Consider the following 15,470-nt stretch of genomic DNA (forward strand, 5'->3'; position numbering starts at 1 on the left):
CCCCGTCATTGCGAGCGCAGCGAAGCAACCCAGAGGCCCTCCGCGGAGACAGTCTGGATTATTTTGCTGCGCTCGCAATGACGGGGGATGTGGCAGGCGGCAGGGCCTGCGGTGTTACTCCCCCCGGTGCCTGCCGATCATGCCATTCTGCCAGTGTTTTGCCCGACGGAGCAAGTTGATTCGGCAAGGTCGAAATTTGTGGGGCCTTTCAAGCCCATCTCTACTGTGCATGGGGTTGTTTTCGCACTTTTCGTTTCGATCCTCCCACTCCCGCCGCGAGAGCTTGGAACTCCCTTCGCCTCCGGCGGGTTCTATCTCTGTCGCCGCGGCACCTCGCCGGGGCAGATGAAGGGGGAAGAACACCTGCATGCCTTGGCGCCTGCTCCGACCCGTCGGCCTCGTCCCCGCGGCGCTTGTCCTCACCACCATTGCGGCCTGTGCCGAAGCGGGCAAATCGGCCGGTCCGTCAGAATTCCTCCTGATCGTGCAGATCGTGCTGCTGATCGCGGTCGGCCGCGGGCTCGGCGAGATCATGCAGCGGATCGGCCAGCCCTCGGTGATCGGCGAGTTGCTCGCCGGCATCATTCTCGGGCCGTCGCTGTTGGGCTGGATCTGGCCCGAGGCGCAGCACGCGATCTTCCCGAAGACGCCCGAGCAGAAGGCGATGATCGACGGCATCGCGCAAGTGGGCATCTTGCTGCTGCTGTTGCTCACCGGCATGGAGACCGACCTCAAGCTGGTCCGGAAGGTCGGCAAGGCCGCGATCGCGATCTCGATCGCCGGCATCGTCGTGCCCTTCGTCTGCGGCTTTGTCCTGGGTGAATTCCTGCCGGACGCGCTGCTGCCCAATCCGCAGGAGCGCCTCGTGGCCTCGCTGTTCATGGGCACGGCGCTGTCGATCTCCTCGGTGAAGATCGTCGCCGTGGTGGTGCGCGAGATGAACTTCATGCGCCGCAACGTCGGGCAGATCATCGTCGCGACCGCCGTCATCGACGACACCATCGGTTGGATCATCATCGCCGTCATCTTCAGCCTGGCCTCGCACGGCACGCTCGACATCGCCTCGGTGGCAAAAGCCGTGCTGGGCACGCTCGCCTTCCTCGCCGTCAGCTTCACCATCGGCCGCCGCCTGGTGTTCCTGCTGATCCGCTGGGCCAACGACACGCTTCTCAGCGCGGCTGCCGTCATCACCGTGATCCTGCTGTTGATGAGCGTCATGGCGTTGATCACCCATCTGATCGGCGTTCACACCGTGCTCGGTGCCTTCGTCGCCGGCATCCTGGTCGGCGAGTCCCCGATCCTGACGCGGCAGATCGACGAGCGCCTGCGCGGGCTGATCTCGAGCTTCTTCATGCCGGTGTTCTTCGGCCTCGCCGGCCTCAGCGCCGACCTTTCGGTGCTGCGCGATCCCAATCTCCTGATGCTCACCGGCCTGCTGGTGGTGATCGCCAGCGCCGGCAAGTTCGGCGGCGCCTTTGTCGGCGGCACCGCAGGCGGCTTGAGCTATCGGGAGTCGCTGGCGCTCGCCAGCGGGATGAACGCGCGCGGCTCGACCGAGGTGATCATCGCCACCATCGGCCTCTCCATCGGCGTGCTGAGCCAGAACCTGTTCACGATGATCGTGACCATGGCGATCGTGACAACGATGGCGATGCCGCCGATGCTGCGCGCGGCGCTGGCCAGGCTGCCGATGAACGAGGAGGAGAGGGAACGGCTGGAGCGGGAAGAGTTCGAGAAGCGCGGCTTCATCGCCAATCTCGAGCGCCCCCTGCTGGCGGTGGACGAAAGCGTCAACGCCACCTTCGCCGCCCACGTCGCGGGCCTGATCGCCGGCATGCGCGGCCTGCCGATCACCGTGCTGCATATCGGCCAGCGCGCCAAGGAACAGGAGAAGGGACGTGACGAGGAGGAAAGCCACGAAGCCGTGGTGAAGAAGGCCGCCGAGACGGTGTCCGTCGACGGTGGTGGAGGCGTCGGCGAGGTCGATGTCGTCACCCGCGCGAGGCAGGCGGAGCTCGGCGCGACGATCGCCGGCGAAGCGCGCAAGGGCTTCGATCTCATGGTCGTCGGCATCGACAAGTTGACCGCGACCACGGACCGCTTCGACCGGAGGATCGACGACATCGCGGCGGAGTTCGAAGGACCGCTCGCGATCGTCGCGGCCAAAGGCAAGCACCTGAAGCAGCCGATACCCGACGCGCTCAACATCCTCGTTCCGGTTTCCGGCAGCGGCGTCTCCAAGCGGGGTGCCGAGACGGCGGTGGCGCTGGCACAAGCGGGATCAGGCTCGCTCCGGGTGATCTATGTGGCGACGACGCGGGACAAGGGCGCACAGCGCGGCGCTTCCCGCGGACTGAGCCAGGAGGCGGGCATCCTCAAGGACGCCAGCGATCTCGCCGCCCGCTACGACGTCGACATCACCACCACGCTGCGGGTGAACCGGGCGCCGGAGGCGGCGATCCTCCGCGAGATCGACACCACCGACGTCGACCTCGTCGTCATGGGCGTGGACCGCATCCAGGCCGACCATCTCTCCTTCGGCGGTGTCGCCGACGCCGTGCTCCGGCGGTCGAAGGTGTCAGTGTTGCTGGTGTCGAGCGGCGAAGCGCGACGGACTCCGGCGGAGAAGGCTTGAGCGACAGCGCGCACTCTCTCCCCGTCATTGCGAGAAGCGAAGCGACGAAGCAATCCAGACTCCCTCTGCGGAAAGATTCTAGATTGCTTCGTCGCAAGAGCTCCTCGTGATGACGATCGTGGCCGATAGCCGCCGTCTACTTCACCTCCGCCACCGTCTTCACCTTCGGCGCCTTCTTCGACGCCCGCCAGTTCTCGAAGCGCTGCACCACCACGAAGAAGGCCGGCACGAACAGCACCGCGAGGCAGGTCGAGGCCAGCATGCCTGAGAACACGGTGATGCCGATCGACTTGCGTGCGCTGGCGCCGGCGCCGGTCGCGAGCACCAGCGGCACCACGCCGAGGATGAAGGCGAACGAGGTCATCAGGATCGGGCGGAAGCGGGCGCGCGCGGCTTCGATGGCGGACTCCATGATCGGCTTGCCCTCGCGACCGTGCAGCTCGAGCCCGACCTCGACGATCAGGATCGCGTTCTTGGCCGACAGCGCGATCAGGAGGATCAGGCCGATCTGGCAATAGAGATTGTTGTCGATCTTGAGCCCGGAGAGGATCAGCATCGGCCCGAGCAGCGACAGCGGCACGGCGAGGATCACCGAGATCGGCGCGTACCAGCTTTCGTACTGGCCGGCGAGCACGAGATAGACCAGCAGCATGGCGAGGCCGAACACCCAGTAGATCTGGTTCGAGACCGCCTTCTCCTGATACGACATCGCCGTCCATTCATAGCCGGTGCCCGGCGGCAGCGTCTTGTCCGCGATCTCCTCCATCAGCTTCAGCGACTGGCCGGAGGAATAGCCCTGCGCCGGCAGTCCGATCACGGTCGAGGACGGATAGAGGTTGTAGAGGCTGATCAGCGACGGACCCGTCGCCGGCGTGATCTTGGCGACGGTGCCGATCGGGATCATGTCGCCATTCGAGTTGCGCACCTGCATGTTGGCGATGTCGCGCTCGGTCAGGCGGAACGCCGGATCGGCCTGGGTGTAGACCTGGAACACGCGGCCGAACTTGTTGAACTGGTTGACGTAGGACGAGCCGAGATAGGTCGAAAGCGCCGAGAACACCTGATCGGTGGTCACGTGCAGCGTCTGGGTCTTGACGCGGTCGATCTCGACGTCGAATTGCGGAACGGACGAGCGGAACGAGGATTGCACGCGCTGCAGCGCGCTCTGGCTCTGGGCGTTACTGACCATCGCGCCGGTGATGGCCTGCAGCTTGGCGAAATCGCTGTTGCCGTCGCGCAGCTCGACCTGCATCGAGAAGCCGGCGGCGTTGCCGATGCCTTGGATCGGCGGCGGCGGCAGCACGATCGTGCGCGCCTCCATGATGGTCGCGAGTTTGTCGTTGAGGCCAAAGACCAGCGAGCGCAGATCCTCGCCGGGCCCTTTGCGGGCGTCCCAATCCTTCAGGATGATGTAGGCGACGCCGGCATTGGCGAGGCTCGCGCTGTTGTCGAGCGCCGAGATGCCCGCGATGGTGATGACCTGCTGGACTCCAGGGGTGTCCTTGATCAGCTCGCTCGCTCTGTCGAGCACCTTCTGGGTCCGCTCCAGCGCGGCGCCGTCGGGCAGCTGCACGGCGGCGATCAGATAGCCCTGGTCCTCGATCGGCAGAAATCCGGTCGGCACCCGCGACAGGCCGTAGGCGCTGGCTCCGATGATCAGCAGCGCGAACGCGACCGAGATGGTGGCGTGCCTGACGAGGAACGTGATCAGCCTTGTATAGCCGCGCTCGACGCGGGCATAGACCGCATTGAAACCGCGATAGAAGAAATTGCGCTGCTCCGGCGGAACTGGCGGCCGCAGCCAGAGCGCGCATTGCGTCGGCTTCAGCGTCGCCGCGTTGATGGCAGACAACAGCGCGGTCGCGGCGATCACCAGCGCGAATTGCGAATAGATGCGCCCGGTGAGCCCTGCAAGGAACGAGGCCGGCAGGAACACCGAGATCAGCACCAGGGTGATGCCGACGATCGGCGCGAACAGCTGGTCCATCGCCTTGATCGCGGAGTCGTGGCCGTTCATGCCCTGCTCGATGTTGTGCGCGGCGCCTTCGACCACGACAATGGCGTCGTCGACGACGATGCCGATCGCGAGCACGATCGCGAACAGCGTCGACATGTTGACGGTGAAGCCGAGCGCCGCCATCGCGGCGAAGGCGCCGATGATGGTGACCGGAACGGTGGTCGCCGGCACCAGCATCGCGCGCCAGTCCTGCAGGAACACGAGGATCACGACCAGCACGAGCAGGCCGGCCTCGATCAGGGTCATGTAGACCTCGTGCACCGAGGCTTCCACGAATTTGGTGGTGTCGAACGGCGTGTCGTACCTGACGCCTTCCGGAAAGCGCTTGGCGAGCTCGGCCATCTTCTTCTCGACGGCTTGTTCGACCTGGAGCGCATTGGCGCCGGGCGACTGGAATACGCCGATGCCGACCGCCGGCTGCTTGTTGAGCGAGAAGATCTGGCTGTAGGTCTGCGCGCCGAGCTCGACCCAGCCGACGTCGCGCACGCGCGTGACATCGCCGTTGGTGCCTGACTTGACGATGATGTTCTCGAACTGGCCGGCGTCGTCGAGCCGTCCGTTGACGTTCAGCGTGTACTGGAACGCCTGTCCCGGCGGTGTCGGCGGCGCGCCGATCTGGCCGGCCGAGACCTGCTGGCTCTGCTGCTGGATCGCCTGGATCACGTCCTGCGGCACGAGGCCACGGACCTGCAGCTTGTTGGGATCGAGCCAGATCCGCATCGAGTACTGGCCGGCGCCGAACACCGTGACGTTGCCGACGCCGGGCAGGCGGGAGAGCTCGTCGCGAATGTTGATGGTGGCGTAATTGCTCAGATACAGGCTGTCGTATCGCGAATCCGGCGAGGTCAGCGTCACGAACAGCAGGATCGAGGTCGACCGCTTCTGCACCGTGACGCCCTGGTTCTGTACCGCCTGCGGCAATTGTGACAGTGCGCTGGAGACGCGGTTCTGCACCAGCACCTGCGCGAAGTTGAGGTCGGTGCCGATCTTGAAGGTCACGGTCAGGGTGTAGGTGCCGTCGGAGCCGCTGTAGGACTGCATGTACAGCATGTCCTCGACGCCGTTGACCTGCTGCTCGATCGGCAGCGCGACGGTGTCGATCACGGTCTTGGCGCTGGCGCCGGGATAGCGCGTGGTGACCTGCACGGTCGGCGGCACCACGTCGGGATATTGCGCGATGGCGAGGTTGAACAGCGCGACGCCGCCGATCAGGATCATCAGAAGCGCAATGACGTTCGAGAGGACCGGCCGCTCGATGAAGAATTTTGAGATCATGTCGGGCGCCCCTTCACTTGGCAGACGCCTGCGGCTGCTCGATCCTCGTCACCTGCGGGTCGATCTTCTGGCCCGGGATGACGCGCAGGAGCCCAGCGATCACCACGCGATCCTCCGGCTTCAGGCCGCTCTCGATCACGCGCAGGCCGTTGTCGACGGGGCCGATCTGCACCTTGCGCTGCTCGACAATGTTGTCGCCGTTGACCACCAGCAGATAGCGGCCGCCCTGGTCGCTGCCGAGCGCGGTGTCGGGAACGAGCAGGGCGTTCTTCTCCTGGTCGAAGGGCACGCGGACCCGGACGAAATAGCCGGGCAGCAGCACCCGCTTGTCGTTGGGAACGAGGCCGCGAACCGCCAGCGTGCCTGTCGACTGGTTCAGGGTCGGCGCGACGTAGTCGAGATGACCTTCGTGCGGATAGCCGGTTTCGGTCTGGAGCCCGATCTGGATCGGAAACTGCTTGAGGTTGGCGGCGGTCATCCCGCGACGTGCCGCTTCGGCGCGAATGCGCAGGACATCTTGTTCGTTGACGGTGAAGTTCACATAGATCGGGTCCATCGCAACGATGGTGGCGAGCTGGGTCGGCGAGGAGACGCCGACGAGCTCGCCGATCGAGACCATATGGGCGCTGACGATGCCGTCGAACGGCGCAGTCACCTTGGTATAGCCGTAATTGACCTCCGCGAGCTTGGTGTTGGCCTGGGCCTGCTGGAGATTGGCTTGGGCGTTGTCGCGGTTCGAGGTCGATGTGTCGAGAGTGGCCTGGGAGACCGCCTGGCGCTGCACCAGCTCGGCCTGCCGCTTGTAATCGGCTTCCGCCTGCCGCAGCGAGGCCTGCGCGCCGGCCTCGGCCGCCTGCGCCTGCTCGAGCTTGAGCTTGTAGGTCTCAGGCTCGATCGTGAACAGCTGGGTACCTTGCTTCACGAAAGTGCCGTCCTGATAGTCGATCGTTTGCAGAAAGCCCTGCACGCGCGCGACCAGATCGACGCTCTTGATCGGAGCGGTGTTGCCGGTGGCCTCGATGTAACGCGTCACGGAACGCTGCACCGGCGTCGCGACGTCCACCTTGGGGGGAGGCGGCGCCACGAACGTGTTCTTGTCCTCGCAGCCGGCGAGCACGATCACCGCGGTTGCCGTCGCCAACGCCCACCCGACCTGTCTCCACGCTTTCTTGCCTCCTGCGGGAGATGCGGGATTCGCGTGCGTCATGAGGTGGCCCCCGGTTGCTGTCTGTCGGTGCGGCAGGCTACCAACAAATGCCCGGCCGTGAAACACCATAGCCATGGCAGTCACCGGCCTTGCACTGCAAGGAGCGATGTGGCCTTTGACAGATTTGTCATGACAAGCCGCCTCGCACTGAGTGCACGATCGACCACAATTGCATCAAAGGCGGCGCGACACCGACCGGCGGCACGCTGCGCAAGACCTCCGACAGTGGCCTGAAGGACTCACGGATCGGGACGGAATGGTACGTCAGCGCGATAGGGCTAGATCCGGGTCGCAGCCGCCCCTCGCGCATGCCAGGCCGCAAGTACGTCTCGCTCTTCTTCGGCGGCAAGCCCGATGACCGGACCGTTGCTGGCGTTGAGCCAATCAAGCGTGTCGCGCGCGGTGTCGGCCGGCGGTCGCGAGATCAGTCCGGCCTGGCGCGCCGGCGAGGTGTCGCGTGTCAGGAATCCGGCGAAGTCGGGCAGGGGCAGCCACATCGGCAGGGACCGCGGACCTGCCCAGCGCCGCACGTCATGCGCCTCGAGGAAGGCGCGATCGACCCAGGTGAAGGTGCAGGATGCGTTCAGCGCCGATGCGCACTCGGCCAGGAATTCGCCGCGCGTGCGAATTGGCCCGATCCCATCATAGATTCCGGTGAGGCGAATCTCTGCCGCATGCACGATCCATCGCGCGAGGTCGCGCACGTCGATGAACTGGATGGCATCCACCGGAGATCCCGGCGCCAGCACCTCCCCGCCGCGCGCCAGCCGCGCCGGCCAGTAGGCGAACCGCCCGGTCGGGTCTTCCGGCCCGGCGATGAGGCCGGCCCGGCAGATGAAGGCGTCGTTGCCGACCGCTTGTTCGCAGGCGACCTTGGCGGCGCCGTAGATCGCGTCGGTGCTGTGCGCGATCTCCGCTGAACTGGGCTCGCGCAGCGGCGCGGTGTCGGCGCGTTGCCCCGGAATGCGGTTGTCAGCATAGACGCTGATCGTCGACACGAAGGTCCAATGCACGCCCGGACGCTTCAGCGCGGCGACCGCACGGCTGACCTGACCGGGATGACGCGAGACATCGACCACGGCGTCGAATGTCTCGTCTGCGAGCGGCACAAGGCCGTCGGCGACGTCGCGGTCGATCCGAACGAACCGCGCGCCCGTGGCAATCGGCCCCGCAAGGCCGCGGGCAGCGCAGGTCACGTCATGACCGGTCGCGCAAGCATGGCTTGCGATCGCGCGTCCGAGGAACTGGCTGCCGCCGAGGATGAGAACGCGCATGTAACGGTCCGTGTCGCCGATGAGATCGCGAGACTACAACGTCCGGTAGCGGTTGCAACCGATCCGTCAGCGCCCCCTGATCTCCGCGAACTTCGCCATCGCGCGCTCGAACTTTCGGCTGAACAGCCACATGGCGGCGAGGATCTCGCGGTAGCTTGCCGAGCTGCGCGCCCGGTCGGCCCGCCCGAATGCAAAGATGCTGTTGTTGCGCAGGTGCTTCATGATCGTTGGGCTGGACACCCTGTAGTTCAGGAGATCGCCCGATTTCAGGGCGGACCGCGTCGGGGTCGGCACGATCTGGATCAGCTCGAACAGCTTCATCTGATCGATCGGGTCAGACAGCGTCTTCACGATTCCAGGTATCTCATGGAACAGATCGGCGTGCGCGTTCATCAGGCCGTCGCGCACGTTGGTCCAATGGTTGAATCGGGGATCGGTGCCGCGGACCCGCGCCTCTTCCCTGTCGTCGCGCGCACTCAGCGCCGGATCGATCGCTGCGATCTCGCCCTTGATGGCTTCCCATTTTCTCCGGCCGTTGCGGTCTTCGGAGGGGCCGGTCTGGAAGCTGCCCATATAGGTGTTCGAGCGCGCATTGCGGACATTCTGCTTGCCATTGGTCTCCGCAAAGAACAGCCCGAGGCTGATGCGGCCCGCGGTCTCGGCATGCTCAGACGCAAGCCCCTTGACGCGCGCAATCGCAACGGCGAGATCGACGACGTCCTTGAAGGGCGTTGGCGAGTACTGCGCGCTGGCAGGCGGCGCCTCCATGATGTCGAACAGCTTTCCGTATTCGTCGACCAGCGGCTCGATGTCGGCATCGAAATAAGCCGGCGGAATCTCGAACTTGTTGGGACGGCCGATCCGCGACGGCATCGCGTCGGTGAGGTCCTTGTAGCTGCTGATCACTGCGACGCGCGCGAGATAGAGCGCCTGGCCCGGCAGGTTCGGCAGCGGCTCCTTCGCCTCGATCTGGCGCCGCCGCTCGGCGAGGATGGATTTGAAATCGGCGAGCGCGCGCTCGTAGGTGGCGAGCGCCTCGGCTTGTCTTGGCGTCGGCGCGCTTTGTCCCATGGCAGGCGCCGCGAGAAGCAGGGCAAGCACGGCGACAATCGCCGCGGCGTGACGTCTTGGTTCCATCGCAGGCTCCCGGGCCGGCCGATTCGGCAGCGGGAATCGTAAGCAATACGGGCTGGACTGGCGAGCTGCGAGTTCGGGTTGGCGTCAACCCTCCAGCCTTCACGCCGTCACCGGGTACTTCGGCGCGGAAGCCAGGAACTTCGCGTAGTCATCCGCATCCGGAGGGAGGAAGCGGCCTGCGAGCCCGCCGCGTTTCTGGTTCTTCGCGCCGATGTCGGCCATCAGCTCGTCGAAATGGCGGTAGTGATAGGGCGCGACGCACAGGCCGCCATAGACGCCCGCGGCCGGCCGCTCGACGCGCTTGAAGTGCAGCATCATCTCGATGTTGTCGCGCATCGCTTGCGCCGTCGGCTGGTTGGCGAGCTGGCCGTCGGCATAGCGCACCAGCCAGTTGGCGGCGAGGTCGGCGCAGAGCACGGTGCAGAACGACGAGTTGAAGCCGACAAAGCCCATGTCAGGCAGGTCGGGACTGGCGATCAGGCGATAGAGCCGGTACTGTCCGTCGGCATCGACCAGCTTCTGCCTGTAGGCCTCGGGAAGGAACGGCACGCCGAGCTTGTAGCCGATCGCGAGCACCGCGACGTCGGCACTGACGCGCTCGCCGCCGCTCATCACGATGCTGTCGCCTTCATAATGGTCGAACGTGCCGAACACCGCCTTGATGCGGCCGTCGGCGACCATCGGGTAGAAGCCCGGCGTCGCGATCGGTACCGAGCAGTTGATGCCGTCCTCGATCCGCTCCTTCGGCACCATCTTGCACCGGGCAAGCTTGAGCTGCGCCTTCAACAGGCTCTCGAGCCCGCGCCAGTTCGCCCAGACCAGGGGGGCGGCGATGCGATGTGCGAGCCGCGCCATCGCGCTCGCGCCCCATCCCGGGAACATCTCCTCCTGCGCGCGGATGTAGAGGATGCGCTTGAAGTTCACGAGGCCGCCGATGAAATAGGGAATGCGCCACACCGGCTCGCGCATCACGATCGTCACTTCGCGCGCGCCCGACTTCACCGCGTTCACCGCGATGTCGGTCGCGGACTTCGAGCCGCCGAGCACGACGACGCGGCGTCCTTTCGCCAGCGTCTGATCGCCGTATTTCGACGAATGCAGGATCTGGCCCCCGTGTGCCAGGAATGCGTCCTCGCCGGGACAATGCAGCTCACGTGGCTCGTTGAACTGCCCGGTGCAGACCGCGACGAAATCGAAAGTCTCGCTCGTGCTCGTGCCGGCCTTGTCTTTCAGGGTAAGCGTCCAGCCCGGCTTGCCGTCGGCGCGGCGCGCCATGCCGGTGATCTCCGTGTTCAGGCGCAGCATGTGGTCGAGGCCAAAACTCCTGGCGTAGTCGGCGAGGTAGGCATGGACCTGCGGTCCGGTTGGCCATTCCGGATAGGCGTCCGGCATGGCCCGATCGGTGTAGCGGTAGAGCTCCTTCGGGCTCTGCGTCTGCACGTCAGGATAGGAGCGCGCCAGCTCCCAGACGCCGCCGAGATCGGCGCTGCGCTCGATTATGGTGACGCGGTGGCCTCGGGTGGAGAACGCTTTGGCGGCGGCAAGGCCGGAGACGCCGGCGCCGATCACGCAGACTTGCTTGGGGCTGACCATGGGATGGCTCGCAATCAGTGTGTTTCGCGCAAGCGGCCGCGTTCGGCCGCAAGGCGCGGCCGGCGGGGCTGCAAGCAGATGTAAGCGGAGGAAGTGGCGACGGCTAGTCGTTGGCCTCGGGCGGCAGGAAGTCGACCTCATGCAGCGCCGAGATACGGACGACTTCGGCAGGGTCGGTCAGATTGTGGAGCTGTTCGAACAGCGCCTCCAGCTTCTGCATCGGCGAGACCCAGAACAGTGCGCGGCACGGCTTGTCGGACTTGTTGAAATAGCCGTGCGGAATGCCGCGCGGCATGCGCACGAGGTCGCCGGCATGGGCCTTGACCCATTGACCGTCGAGCTTGAGGTCGAGCGTGCCTTCCTGCACCAGGATGAACTCGTCCTGGGTCGGGTGGATGTGCACCGGCACGAACTGGCCGGGATCGCTGTTGGTCTCGAAAGCGAAGGTGGAGTCGGTGACGGCCTTGGGGAAATAGACCTGGCCCAGGATGTTCCAGCTCTTGCCGCCATAGCCCGTGCCGTTTGCAGTAATGCCCTTTTCGAGTGCAGTCATGCTCACCTCCTCATGGATACCGGCGGGGACGGAGCTTCGACCGGCCAGGGGCCGCCTGTCTATCCGCTAAACGAATCCGGATACGGCTGTTGCCATGCAGCACGGCGATTTCATGGCGCGGCCCTTTTCGCGCCCGACGAACCATTATAGGCTTAAAACAATTCCGTGACGCGAAGCGTGGTCGATGATGTCCGCAGCCGTGCTGGAGACGAACGCAAGAGCACCCGCAGCCGAGCGGCTTGCGGCCTTCGCCCGCGTCACCACGGATGATGTCGACGAGGCGGCCGAGCAGATCGGGCGCATTTTCTGCCCGCACGATCTCAAGCCGGCGCAGACGCGGGCGGACGGCTTCTCCGCCCGGCATAATTGCGCTGATTTCGACGGCTTCTCCATCAACTACGTCGCATATGGCGGATCGGTCAGCATCGATCCCGGCTGCCTCGAGCGCTTCTTCCTGGTGCAGGTCCCGCTTGCGGGCTCCGCCCGCATTCGTGCCGGCGGCAGCGAGCTCGACGTCGCGCCGGACCGGACGGCGTCGCTGCTGTCGCCGACCGTCCCGACCCGGATGATCTGGGCCGACTGCGCGCAAGCGATCCTGCTGCTCGACCGCCGCATGGTCGAGCAACGCGCTGCGGCGCTGTCGGGCAGGGCGGCCGGGGTGGTCGAGTTCGATCCCGCGATTGACCTGGACGCGCCGTCCGGGCGGGCCTTGCAGGCCAGCCTTGCCGGGCTGATGACGCTCGCCGAGCGTCTCGGGCCATCAGGCAGGCTTTCGCCGGTCGCGATGGCCGATTGGCGCGAGCTGCTGATCGATCATCTCCTCAACGGGCAGCGGCATGGCCTGTCGGATGCGATCAGGACATTCTCAGGACAGGCCGAGCGCCTGCCGCGTGCGCTCCGCGCCGCGCGCGACCATCTTGCGGACAATGCCGGCGACCCGCTCGATCTCGCGCAACTCGCCTGTGTGTCGGGCATCGGCATCCGCGCGCTCCAGCTGGGCTTCCGCCGTCACTTCGGCGTGTCCATCTCGCAGATGCTGCTCGACATGCGGCTCGCTGGCCTCCACGCCCGCCTCGCGCAGGCTTCCGCCGGCGTCTCAATCACCGACCTCGCCTTCGACCTCGGCTTCACCCATCTCGGCCGCATGGCCGGCGCCTACCGCGAAAAATTCGGCGAGACGCCATCGGCAACGCTGCGGCGAAGGATGTGCTGACTTACCGATCTTGCGACTTCGCCCCGCGGTCTTCGCGCAGCGTCGTCACCCAGATCGCGCGCGCCACCTGCTGGGTCGGATTGTCGAACATGTGCGGCATGATGCTCGGAAAACGAAAGCTGTCGCCGGCTTCCAGCAGGTGGGCCTGGTTGTCGAGCCACAGCCGCAGGCTGCCCGAGAGGATGTAGCCCGCTTTTTCGCCGGTGTGCTGCAGGAAGTCGGTGCCGGAGGAGGCGCCGGGATTGAGCGTGAGCTCGTAAAGCTCGAGCTGGCCTTTGCCTGCCGGGGTCAGCGCTTCCTTGACGACACCGCTGGCAGTGAGCCGCAGCAGCCGCCGGTTGGTCTTGCGCACGATATAGCGCTGCACGTCGGCGGGATCGCTGCTCTCGAAGAAATAGGAGATGGGAACGTCGAGCGCGATGCTGAGCAGGCGCAGCGTGCGGATCGACGGCATGGCTCGCGCGCGTTCGAGCTGGCTGATCATGCCGGTGGAGAGCCCGGTCTTGTTGGCGACGTCCTGAATCGAGAGGCCGGCGCGCTGCCGCAGCAGCCGCACGGTTTCACCGAGGCGCTGATCGACCGCATCGTCAGCTTCGATCGCCGGAGCGTCCTTTGTGCCGTTCGTATCGCCGCGACCATCCATGTCGCTCTCCCATGCATCATCTCACCTCGGACCGCATCGGTCTCGTGGCTTCAGTACGACTGAAAAGGTTGCGCATACTAGCAATGCGATTGACAGCCGTATTTAGTCATGATGAAATTTTGGCTGAAAAATTTAGAAGCACTAAAGCCCACTCCTGTCCCTTCGCCGGGGTCTCGGGGGCGCGGGAGAACGGTGCCGTGTGCGGAAACGGAGAGTGGGTCATGGCAGGCGACACCGGCAAGCTCGGCGTTGGGGCACTGCATCTCGGCATTCCGAATCGCCGTCAATTCTTCCAGCTCGGCGCGGGGGCCGCGGCAGGGTGGACGCTGTCAGGCAGCGCCTTTGCGCAGACCGAACGTCCCACCAATCCGCCTGACAAGCCGCGCGGCCAGGTGATCGCGGCGCTGTCGCAGGAGCCGACCGTCTTCCATCCGCTGATGCCGGGTATCGAGGTCGATCAGGGCATCTGGTGGCAGGTGTTCTCGCTGCTCTGGTTCATCGATCCCGCCGGCAATTTCGTTCCCGACCTCGCCCGCGAAGTGCCGACCATCGAGAATGGCGGCCTGTCGGCCGACGGCCTGATCTGGAAGATCAAGCTGCGCAACGACGTGAAATGGCATGACGGCACGCCGTTCACGGCCGAGGACGTGAAGTTCTCGCTCGACCTGATCAACGATCCCAATTTCCGCGCGCGCAGCCGTGTCGGCCACAGCCTTGTGAAGGACATCAAGGTCGTCGCGCCCGACGAGATCCATTGGCGCATGGAAGCGCCCTATTCGCCCTACATGTCGATCCTGGGATCGCTGACCTTCATCGTGCCGAAGCACATCCTGGAGAAGGTGTCCGATCCGAACGCCTCGCCGTTCCACAACGCGCCCGTCGGCACCGGGCCATTCCGCTGGGGCGAGCGGGTGCCCGGCGACCACATATTGCTGAATGCCCACGCCGGCTATCACGGCAAGGGACCTTACGTCGAACGCGTGGTCTTCAAGTACATTCCCGACCTCACCGTGCTCTACACCCAGTTCCGCACCGGCCAGGTCGACTACACCGGCCTGCAAGGCATCTTGCCGAACTTCGTGCAGGAGGCGAAGACGCTGAAGGGCCGCAAGGTCTTCGTCTCCTCGACCTCCTCGGTGGAGCATATCGCGCCCAATCTGGAGTTCGGTCCCTTCGCCGACCGCGCCGTGCGCGAGGCGCTCTACCTCGCCATCAACAAGCAGGCGATCATCGATGCGCTCTATTACGGTCTGCCGACGCAGACCGAGAGTTTCGTACCGCAGCAGGCCTGGTCGTTTCAGCAGGGCCTGCCGCAGCACAAATACGATCCCGCCAAGGCCAACGCGCTGCTCGATGCGGCCGGATGGGCTCGCGGCTCCGGTGGCGTGCGCGAGAAGGGCGGCGTCAAGCTCGAATTCACGAATTCGACGACGTCGGGCAATGCGGTGCGCGAGCAGACCCAGCAGCTGCTGATCCAGGACTGGCGCGCGATCGGGGCTGCGATGCGAGTCAACAACATGCCGGCGGCCGTGATCTGGGGCGACTTCTGGCAGCAGTCGAAGTTCAATTCGGTGCTGGTCTCCGTCAACTTCATGCTGGGCAGCGACCCCGACGTGACGCCGCGCTTCGGCTCCGGCGCCATTCCCGCCAAGGGCGGCCGCGGCTACAACACCTATCAGTACAAGAACCCGGAGGCCGATCGCCTGCTCGCCGACGGCGCCAGGCAGTTCGGTCTCGCCCAGCGCAAGACGACCTATGGCGACCTGCAGAAGCTGATCCGCAACGACCTTGCGATCCTGCCGTTGTTCCAGGGCTTCATCGCCGAGGGCGTGAAGGAAGGGCTGCAAGGTTTCCGTCCTAACATCAACACCTCCATCAACTGCTGGAATATCCGCGAATGGTACTGGGCATGATGTCTCAGGC

At 65.3% G+C, this 15,470-nt stretch carries 10 protein-coding genes; 3 read left to right on the forward strand and 7 right to left on the reverse strand.

Going from position 1 to position 15,470, the window contains the following annotated elements:
- Nucleotides 1–367 precede the first annotated feature (367 nt).
- Nucleotides 368–2,635 carry a cation:proton antiporter domain-containing protein gene (locus EHH60_RS27705; RefSeq protein ID WP_124162558.1) on the forward strand — a complete coding sequence of 756 codons (2,268 nt, stop codon included), beginning with the start codon at nucleotides 368–370 and terminating at the stop codon, nucleotides 2,633–2,635.
- A gap of 136 nt (nucleotides 2,636–2,771) precedes the next feature.
- On the opposite strand, the gene EHH60_RS27710 is transcribed toward EHH60_RS27705, so the two are convergent.
- The 6 genes from EHH60_RS27710 to EHH60_RS27735 form a co-directional block, all read right to left on the reverse strand.
- Entirely contained in the window at nucleotides 2,772–5,927 is a 3,156-nt protein-coding gene (locus tag EHH60_RS27710) for an efflux RND transporter permease subunit (protein WP_124162559.1), read from the reverse strand.
- A 13-nt stretch (nucleotides 5,928–5,940) separates the two neighbouring features.
- Nucleotides 5,941–7,134: an efflux RND transporter periplasmic adaptor subunit gene (locus EHH60_RS27715; RefSeq protein ID WP_199752080.1), complete on the reverse strand. Its 1,194-nt coding sequence runs from the start codon at nucleotides 7,132–7,134 to the stop codon at nucleotides 5,941–5,943.
- Between the two features lie 278 nt (nucleotides 7,135–7,412).
- Nucleotides 7,413–8,408, reverse strand: coding sequence for an NAD-dependent epimerase/dehydratase family protein (locus tag EHH60_RS27720; protein WP_124162560.1), 996 nt, complete (start codon nucleotides 8,406–8,408; stop codon nucleotides 7,413–7,415).
- Nucleotides 8,409–8,474: 66 nt separating this feature from the next.
- Nucleotides 8,475–9,545 carry a hypothetical protein gene (locus EHH60_RS27725; protein WP_124162561.1) on the reverse strand — a complete coding sequence of 357 codons (1,071 nt, stop codon included), beginning with the start codon at nucleotides 9,543–9,545 and terminating at the stop codon, nucleotides 8,475–8,477.
- Between the two features lie 99 nt (nucleotides 9,546–9,644).
- Entirely contained in the window at nucleotides 9,645–11,138 is a 1,494-nt protein-coding gene (locus EHH60_RS27730) for a flavin-containing monooxygenase (protein WP_124162562.1), read from the reverse strand.
- A 103-nt stretch (nucleotides 11,139–11,241) separates the two neighbouring features.
- Nucleotides 11,242–11,691, reverse strand: a complete 450-nt coding sequence (locus tag EHH60_RS27735; protein ID WP_061027189.1) for a cupin domain-containing protein — start codon at nucleotides 11,689–11,691, stop codon at nucleotides 11,242–11,244.
- 187 nt (nucleotides 11,692–11,878) lie between these two features.
- Between EHH60_RS27735 and EHH60_RS27740 the strand changes: the two genes are divergently transcribed.
- Nucleotides 11,879–12,904 (forward strand): AraC family transcriptional regulator, encoded by a 1,026-nt coding sequence (locus EHH60_RS27740; protein ID WP_124162601.1) that lies wholly within the window; start codon nucleotides 11,879–11,881, stop codon nucleotides 12,902–12,904.
- A gap of 1 nt (nucleotide 12,905) precedes the next feature.
- On the opposite strand, the gene EHH60_RS27745 is transcribed toward EHH60_RS27740, so the two are convergent.
- Nucleotides 12,906–13,547, reverse strand: coding sequence for a cupin domain-containing protein (locus tag EHH60_RS27745; RefSeq protein ID WP_124162563.1), 642 nt, complete (start codon nucleotides 13,545–13,547; stop codon nucleotides 12,906–12,908).
- A 221-nt stretch (nucleotides 13,548–13,768) separates the two neighbouring features.
- Here EHH60_RS27745 and EHH60_RS27750 point away from each other — a divergent pair, with 221 nt between their 5' ends.
- A complete protein-coding gene (locus EHH60_RS27750) occupies nucleotides 13,769–15,460 on the forward strand; it encodes a peptide ABC transporter substrate-binding protein (protein WP_199752082.1) in 1,692 nt (563 codons plus the stop codon).
- Nucleotides 15,461–15,470 lie beyond the last annotated feature (10 nt).

Origin of the sequence: Bradyrhizobium sp. RP6 (genome assembly GCF_003837805.1) — a bacterium.
Lineage (GTDB): Bacteria > Pseudomonadota > Alphaproteobacteria > Rhizobiales > Xanthobacteraceae > Bradyrhizobium.